The sequence below is a fragment of the Methyloglobulus morosus KoM1 genome (assembly GCF_000496735.2).
In the GTDB taxonomy this organism is placed as follows: Bacteria; Pseudomonadota; Gammaproteobacteria; order Methylococcales; family Methylomonadaceae; genus Methyloglobulus; species Methyloglobulus morosus.
In genome coordinates this window covers 21,029-28,793 of the sequence record NZ_AYLO01000029.1, presented here as the reverse complement: position 1 = coordinate 28,793, position 7,765 = coordinate 21,029, and the positions used below count along the sequence as shown (strand labels likewise).

Here is a 7,765-nt window from a genome sequence, read left to right as displayed (position 1 = left end):
GGAGAGCTTTCTTCTCTTCTGCAAAAGAATCGAATGGCTCATGAATACTCTCGATGCTGTCAAGTAGGTATGACAGACACTGCGAATCTAAGCCTACGTGTGGTCTATTGTTATGCTTCATACGAGTTTAAAACTATGTAGAGCACACATCGCACACCATTTTCAACAGATCTTATTAGATAAGCATATTTAAGGCGCGACGTACCCTACCTATTATTTAACCACTTCCTCAACAAACGCCCCAAAGCCCATCAAGCGCTGGTAACGCGTCGCCAGCAGGTCATCCATTGTTTGTTGTTGCAGGTAGGTCAAGTGCCTGACCAGCACTTCTTTTAAACTGATAGCCATTAGGGGATAATCGCGGTGCGCACCGCCCAACGGCTCCCGCACGACTTCATCCAGCAAGCCCAGTTCGCGGATACGGTCTGAGGTGATGCCCATCGCTTCCGCCGCCAACTGGGCTTTATCGGCACTTTTCCAAAGTATGGACGCACAGCCTTCGGGCGAGATGACGGAATATGTGCTGTATTCCAGCATAATCAGGCGGTCACCAACACCAATCGCCAATGCGCCGCCTGAACCACCCTCGCCTGTCACCACACAAACAATGGGGGTTTTTAATTTTGCCATTTCAAACAGGTTCCGGGCGATGGCTTCGCTTTGCCCACGTTCTTCCGCGCCTATGCCAGGATAGGCTCCGGGCGTGTCGATTAGGCAGATAATCGGCAACTTGAACTTCTCCGCCATCTTCATAATCCGAAGCGCCTTGCGGTAACCTTCCGGCCTGGGCATCCCAAAATTACGGTAAATTTTTTGTTTGGTGTCGCGGCCTTTTTGGTGCCCGATGACCATCACAGGCTGTCCGTCCAGCCTTGCCATACCACAAACGATGGCAGGATCATCGGCATAAGCACGGTCACCATGCAGTTCATGGAAATCGGTAAAGATATGTTCAATGTAATCCAGCGCGTAAGGCCGTCCTGGATGGCGGGAAAGCTGGGAAATCTGCCAATCGGTAAGGGTCGCGAAAATGGATTCGGTCAAGGCCTGGCATCTTTCTTCAAGTTGCTCTAAGGCATCCGAGATGTTGATGTTATTGTCGTATTCGACATTACGAAGCTCGCGGATTTTGGCTTCTAGCTCAGCGATGGGTTGTTCAAAATCAAGAAATTTCAGGTCCATTTAGACGGTTTTGCGTACATATTGATAAAAGACAGATTTTATAGGATTTCGCGGATTAATTCTAAATGAATCCAAGTTTTCTTTGGCTTGACCATGATCTGGTGTGCCGCCATTCGCAATGACAACCAAGAGCATCCCTACAATACCTTTATTCCCGTCCATCAATTACGTGAGAAAAAACACGGCAAAACCGAAAGCGAGCATTTTATGGTGATGGTTGGTTACCGCCATTCAGGTAAGCCGACCCAGGGCAGCTTTGCTATTATTGATCACCGCCGGTATTGAAGCGCAACCGACCTCTAAGCTCTTGCCAACAGGAAGGATTAAGGAATATCTAGGAAACTATTTTTGTGGAAAAAAAAGCTTAGGCTTAAAAGGCAGTGCCATCGCACACACCGCCCTAAATGCATATGACAGCTATAATAGGCAGGTCAATCCGTTATTTTGTGACGATCCCTGGATTCATCAACTCGATCGCGCAGTTCTTTACCGGGCTTGAAGTGGGGGACGAACTTCTTGGTCAATTGGACGGACGCGCCCGTCTTCGGATTTCTCCCTACTCGGGGAGGTCGCATGTGCAAACAAAAGCTGCCAAAACCCCTGATTTCAATCCGCTCGCCAGATGACAAAGCTTGGTTCATTTTCTCTATGATACATTTTACTGCCAATTCAACATCTTTTATTGGCAAATGCGGCTGGCGCTTGGCTAGCGCCTCAATTAATTCAGACTTCGTCACATTCTATCCTGCAAAAATGAAAGAAAAATAGGAGGTTATTATTCGAATAACCTCCTAAATAATAGCTCATTTTTCTATTTGTTTGAAAATATCTGCAAAAGTAGGCGACCCTGCCGGTTGTTGAGTATGATCCTTAATCGTGTTGGCCTCTTCTTCCTGATCTTTTGCCTTGATCGATAAAGAGATAGACTTAGTCTTTTTGTCTACGCCAATGAATTTAGCCTCAACCGTATCGCCTTCTTTAAGCAAGGTACGGGCATCTTCAACTCGGTCACGTTGGATTTCAGACGCACGGATGTAACCTTCGACATAATCCGCTAACGTCACAACGGCACCTTTCGCATCGACTTCCTTAATGACTCCTTTAATCAAGCTGCCTTTTTCATTAGTTGCCAGAAAATTCTGGAAAGGATCTTGTTCCAATTGCTTAACGCCCAACGAGATACGTTCACGCTCAGGGTCTACAGCCAAAATCACGGTTTCGAGTTCATCACCCTTCTTGAAATCGCGGACAGCGGCTTCGCCATCTTCCGCCCACGAAATGTCTGACGTATGAACCAAACCATCGATACCGCCTTCCAATCCAATAAAAATACCGAAATCCGTAATCGACTTGATTTTTCCGCTAATCTTATCGCCCTTGTTGTGGGTTGCGGCGAATTCATCCCAAGGATTGGTTTTGCACTGCTTCATGCCCAAGGAAATCCGGCGACGATCTTCGTCAATCTCCAGGATCATGATTTCGACATCATCACCCAATTGGACGAGTTTTGATGGATTGACGTTTTTGTTGGTCCAATCCATTTCTGAAACGTGAACCAAACCTTCCACGCCTTCTTCGATTTCAACAAAACAACCGTAGTCGGTAAGGTTGTTGACTTTACCAAACGCACGCGAGCCCGCAGGATAACGGCGGGCGATGTTTTGCCAAGGGTCTTCGCCCATTTGCTTCATGCCCAATGAAACACGATTTTTGTCCTTGTCGTATTTCATAACCTTAACTTTTATTTCTTGACCGATTTCAACACATTCGGACGGATGCCTTACTCGCTTCCATGCCATATCCGTAATGTGCAGCAAACCGTCAATCCCGCCGAGATCGATGAACGCACCGTAGTCGGTCAGGTTTTTAACAACGCCAGTGACGATTGCGCCCTCTTCCAGCGTTTTAAGTAATTCTTCGCGCTCTGCGCTGTATTCTTTTTCGACCACGGCACGGCGTGAAAGCACCACGTTATTGCGCTTCTGATCGATTTTGATGACCTTGAATTCCAAGTCGCGGTTTTCCAGGAAGGTGGTGTCACGAATGGGACGCACATCAACCAATGACCCAGGCAAAAAGGCGCGCAATGCACCGACCGCAACGGTAAAACCGCCACGAACCTTACCGTTGATTTGACCAATGATAGTGGCTTGATTTTCATGGGCACTTTCCAATTCGGCCCATGCCTTGTTTTTCTTTGCTTTATCCCTAGAAAGCAAGGTGGCACCCAAACCGTCTTCGAACAAATCAAGGGCAACTTCAATTTCGTCACCGATCTTGACTTCCAATTCGCCCTTATTGTTCAGGAATTGCCACTTGGGAATGACACCTTCCGATTTGGATTGAGTGCTGACGATAACCATATCGTTCTCAATGTCGATGACGGTTCCCATCAACATTGCGCCAGGGTTCATTTGGGTCTTGTTTAAACTTTCTTCAAGTAATTCAGCAAAGCTTTCGCTCATTTCGTATTCCCAGMCCTGCCATTAACGCAACAGACCTTAATTTAAAAAATAAAATTAAAAAAACCGCAAATCGGCACTATTTATTGCCTTACCAACCGTTGCGGGACTAAACTCAGTACCTGGGCAATGACAGCATCTATGGTCATCGCAGATGAATCGATAAAAAGGGCATCCTCTGCCTGGGCTAAAGGGGCGGTTAAGCGCTCCTTATCACGGCAGTCACGCGACTCTATCTCACTGGTTATCTGATGGATATTAACATCAATTCCTTTCTCCATCAACTGTTTATATCTTCTTTCAGCCCTTTTAGCGGCACTTGCCGTCAGAAAAACCTTGAAATCCGCATCAGGAAAGACGACTGTCCCCATATCTCGACCATCTGCAACCAAGCCCGGCGGTTTTTTAAAATCCTTTTGTTTTTGCAGCAATACCTGCCTTACTTCAGGTATTGCCGCAACTATGGAAGCCACATTCCCGGTCGTTTCTGTGCCTAACTGGGCTGTTATGTCTTCCCCGTTTAATTTGACGATCAACTCGTCATCGCATTCATAAGCCAGATCCATCGCCTGGGCTATGCTTAAAATTTGGTCGACATTGGCCAAGTCTGCCTCTTTTTGTGACAAGGCAATCGCCAATGAGCGATAAATCGAGCCGCTATCCAGGTAATGCCAACCCAATTCCTTCGCTACAATTCGGCTGACCGTGCCTTTCCCCGCGCCGCTAGGCCCGTCAATGGTTAAAACGGGAATCGGGATTGCCATCATTATGCACTTGAGTTTTCTTCACAAACTAACGCAAGACCGAGATTCTTTGCCAGATCCTTGAATTCCGGGAAGGATGTGTTGACATTGGCACAATCCAAAATAGTGATGGGGTCATGGGCGCGAAGTCCGGCAATGGCAAACGCCATTGCGATACGATGATCGCCATGGGATGTCACCGTGCCGCCGCCGATCCTCCCACCGCCTTGAATAACCATACCATCTGGCGTTGGTTTGGCATCGATGCCGATTGTCTGCAAACCATCCGCCATGACTTGGATGCGGTCTGACTCCTTAACTCTAAGCTCTTCCGCGCCCGTCAATCGCGTTTCACCTTCGGCACAAGCTGCCGCTACGAATAGGACAGGGAATTCATCTATGGCCAACGGCACGAGTTCCTCAGGAATAGCGATACCTTTTAATGGTTTAGATACCACGCGCAAATCTGCCACGGGCTCACCACCCACTTCACGCTCATTCAGCACCTCTATACTTGCACCCATCAATCGCAAAATCGAGATGACACCCGTGCGGGTAGGATTAATGCCGACATGCCTTAAGGTAATGTCCGAACCGGGTGCAATCGATGCGCCCACGAGGAAAAACGCCGCCGATGAAATATCGCTGGGCACGTCGATTTCGGTTGCGGTCAATTTGCCCTCAGCCGAAATACTGACCTTATTGCCTTGCCGCCTTACGGGATAAGAAAATCCCGACAACATACGTTCGGTATGGTCTCGGGTGGGCGCGGGTTCGGTAACGCTCGTTTCCCCTTGGGCATACATGCCTGCGAGCAACAAGCAGGATTTGACCTGGGCGCTCGCCATCGGCATCGTGTAATCAATGGCCTGTAACTGCCCTGCCCGTCCGGTTATTTCCAGCGGTGCAGTGCCTTTCCCCGTAGCCTTGATAGCGGCGCCCATTAATGCCAAGGGTTCCGTCACCCGTTTCATTGGCCGACCCGACAAGGATTTGTCGCCCGTCAATACCGTATTGAAAGGTTGACCTGCCAACAGGCCGCTCAACAGCCGCATGGATGTCCCTGAGTTGCCCAGATACAATTCTTTTTGCGGCGCTTTCAGCCCGTGCTTGCCGACACCATGGATCGTCACGCAACCATTGGACGGGCCTTCAATCTGTACCCCCATATCGCGGAATGCCTGCAACGTCGCCAAGGCATCTTCGGCTTCGAGGAATCCTTTGACGTGAGTGACGCCTTCGGCCAATGAACCCAACATGATGGAACGGTGCGACATGGACTTGTCGCCCGGCACCCGTGCCTCGCCACGTAATTGCCCGCCGGGTTGGACTATAAAAGTAATTGTTTTTGACATAGTTTAATTTTCAAAGAGATCAAGAAAGCGTTGCCGTGCCTTTCCGGCGTAGGTAAAGGTATTAAAAAGCTGTTGGTTGTCGTTGCTGTCGAGCAGGCTTTCTATTTTACCCAATTCGATTTTAAGCTGCTGAATTAATGGAATTATCTCATTTTTGTTAGCCACACAAATATCCCGCCACATGGTCGGGTCGCTGGATGCAATGCGGGTGAAATCCCTAAACCCGCCAGCCGCATACTTAAAAATTTCAGATTGCTCATCCTTATGTCCCAGCATATCGACCAGCGCAAACGCCACAATATGCGGCAAATGGCTGGTCGCCGCGAGGATGGCATCATGATGGGCGGCATCCATGATTGCGACTTGAGCACCTAGCCGTTCCCAAAACATCCGCATGATTTGCACCCCATCAGGGCGGGTCGCATTCGTTGGTGTAATAATCACACGCTTATTGACAAACATATCATCCAGCGAAGCAACCACTCCGCTTTGCTCCGCGCCCGCAATCGGATGGGCAGGCACTAGATTATCAGGGACAGAGCCAAAAATTCGTTCCGCTGCCGATATGACACTGCCCTTGGTGCTGCCCACATCCGTGTAGATCGCTTTTTCGTCCCAGAACGGCTTTAGCGAGGCAAAGACGGATTCAATCGCGCCGACCGGAGTTGCTAGAACAATACAATCGGCATTTGCCAACGCTCGCGCAATATCTGTGTAATGCTCATCAATTACCCCTAGATTTTGTGCTGTTTGTAAATTAGTCAGGTCATCATCACGCCCAAACCCTACAATCGTTTGGCTTAAGCCGTACTGCCTTGCGGCCCGCGCAATTGAACCACCCATCAAGCCGACGCCAATAATGCAAATCTTGTTAAACATTAGCCAGCGTGTCTGCCAATGCTTTGAGGAAGAACTGGTTTTCGGCGGGCGTACCGATGCTGATCCGCAAATGATTAGGTAAGCCATAGTTGGCAACTGGCCTGACAATCACACCTAAGCGTAACAAGGCTTCGTAGATTGGCTGCCCAGGCCGTTTCAAGTCAACGGAAACAAAATTTCCTGCTGACGGTATCCATTCCAACCCCAAGCCCTTAAAGCCTATGGTCAAATCTTGCATCCCCTGGGTATTGGTCGCTATCGTTTGTTGCAAATAATCGCCGTCAGCCAAAGCCGCTTCTGCCGCCGCCAATGCCAAGGCATTGTTGTTGAAGGGTTGACGCACGCGATTCAAAATATCGGCAATCTCGGGACTAGACAAGCTATACCCAACCCGTAAACCAGCCAAGCCGTAGGCTTTTGAAAAAGTGCGCGTGATGATTAAGTTCGGATTGGCAAGAAGCCAATCGAGCGAATTGATCCCTTCCTTATTGTCAACAAACTCAAAATAGGCTTCATCCAGGACACACAAGCAGTGTCCAGGCAATGAAGAAACAAAGCGCTGCAAATCGGCCTGCCGCAACAAAGTGCCTGTCGGATTATTGGGATTGGCAATGAATATGACACGGGTTTTCGCGCTGACTCGCGCAGCCATCGCTGCCAAATCATTTCCATAATGTAAGGCTGGTATGATCGCGGCGGTTGCCCCGACGGCTTGGGTCACGATGGGGTAAACCGCAAATGCGTGTTCGGAAAACATCGCTTCCAATCCTGGCGCAAGGAATGCCCTAGCCACGAGTTCCAACAGTTCATTCGAGCCATTGCCCAAGGTGATCTGGTCGGCATTCACCTTGTATTTTTTTGCCAGCGCCGATTTCAAACTGAAGCCATTGCCATCAGGGTACAATGTCAATTTCGGTAACGTCGCCTGTATCGCCGCCAAGGCTTTCTTGCCAGGCCCCAATGGATTTTCATTGGAGGCCAGCTTGACGATATCGGTTAAGCCCAGTTCGCGTTCAAGTTCTTCTATCGGTTTGCCCGCCACGTAAGGCACAAGTTGCCTTACGCCATTGACGGCGAGGTCATATATGTTTTCTACTGGGCTCATGGGAGGTAGATAGACTGGATATCGAATTGATTTATTGGA

The 7,765-nt window shown here is 48.9% G+C and carries 8 protein-coding genes; 1 reads left to right on the top strand and 7 read right to left on the bottom strand.

Annotated features, from left to right (window positions below; genetic code table 11):
• Nucleotides 1-213: 213 nt before the first annotated feature.
• On the bottom strand, nt 214-1,182 hold the full coding sequence (accA, locus tag MGMO_RS04200; RefSeq protein ID WP_023493788.1) for an acetyl-CoA carboxylase carboxyl transferase subunit alpha: 969 nt from the start codon (nt 1,180-1,182) through the stop codon (nt 214-216).
• 93 nt (nt 1,183-1,275) lie between these two features.
• On the opposite strand from accA, the gene MGMO_RS04195 reads away from it, so the two are divergent.
• Nucleotides 1,276-1,467: a hypothetical protein gene (locus MGMO_RS04195; RefSeq protein WP_023493787.1), complete on the top strand. Its 192-nt coding sequence runs from the start codon at nt 1,276-1,278 to the stop codon at nt 1,465-1,467.
• Nucleotides 1,468-1,613: 146 nt separating this feature from the next.
• On the opposite strand, the gene MGMO_RS04190 is transcribed toward MGMO_RS04195, so the two are convergent.
• The 6 genes from MGMO_RS04190 to hisC form a co-directional block, all read right to left on the bottom strand.
• Nucleotides 1,614-1,919 carry an integration host factor subunit beta gene (locus tag MGMO_RS04190; RefSeq protein ID WP_023493786.1) on the bottom strand — a complete coding sequence of 102 codons (306 nt, stop codon included), beginning with the start codon at nt 1,917-1,919 and terminating at the stop codon, nt 1,614-1,616.
• Nucleotides 1,920-1,985: 66 nt separating this feature from the next.
• Complete coding sequence (gene rpsA, locus MGMO_RS04185) at nt 1,986-3,647, bottom strand: 30S ribosomal protein S1 (protein WP_023493785.1); 1,662 nt, start codon at nt 3,645-3,647, stop codon at nt 1,986-1,988.
• An 80-nt stretch (nt 3,648-3,727) separates the two neighbouring features.
• Nucleotides 3,728-4,408 carry a (d)CMP kinase gene (gene cmk, locus MGMO_RS04180; RefSeq protein ID WP_200922700.1) on the bottom strand — a complete coding sequence of 227 codons (681 nt, stop codon included), beginning with the start codon at nt 4,406-4,408 and terminating at the stop codon, nt 3,728-3,730.
• Between the two features lie 2 nt (nt 4,409-4,410).
• Nucleotides 4,411-5,742 (bottom strand): 3-phosphoshikimate 1-carboxyvinyltransferase, encoded by a 1,332-nt coding sequence (gene aroA / locus MGMO_RS04175; RefSeq protein WP_023493783.1) that lies wholly within the window; start codon nt 5,740-5,742, stop codon nt 4,411-4,413.
• A gap of 3 nt (nt 5,743-5,745) precedes the next feature.
• Nucleotides 5,746-6,621, bottom strand: coding sequence for a prephenate dehydrogenase (locus MGMO_RS04170; protein ID WP_023493782.1), 876 nt, complete (start codon nt 6,619-6,621; stop codon nt 5,746-5,748).
• Complete coding sequence (hisC, locus tag MGMO_RS04165; RefSeq protein ID WP_023493781.1) at nt 6,614-7,726, bottom strand: histidinol-phosphate transaminase; 1,113 nt, start codon at nt 7,724-7,726, stop codon at nt 6,614-6,616. Before hisC ends, MGMO_RS04170 begins: the two co-directional genes overlap by 8 nt.
• Nucleotides 7,727-7,765 lie beyond the last annotated feature (39 nt).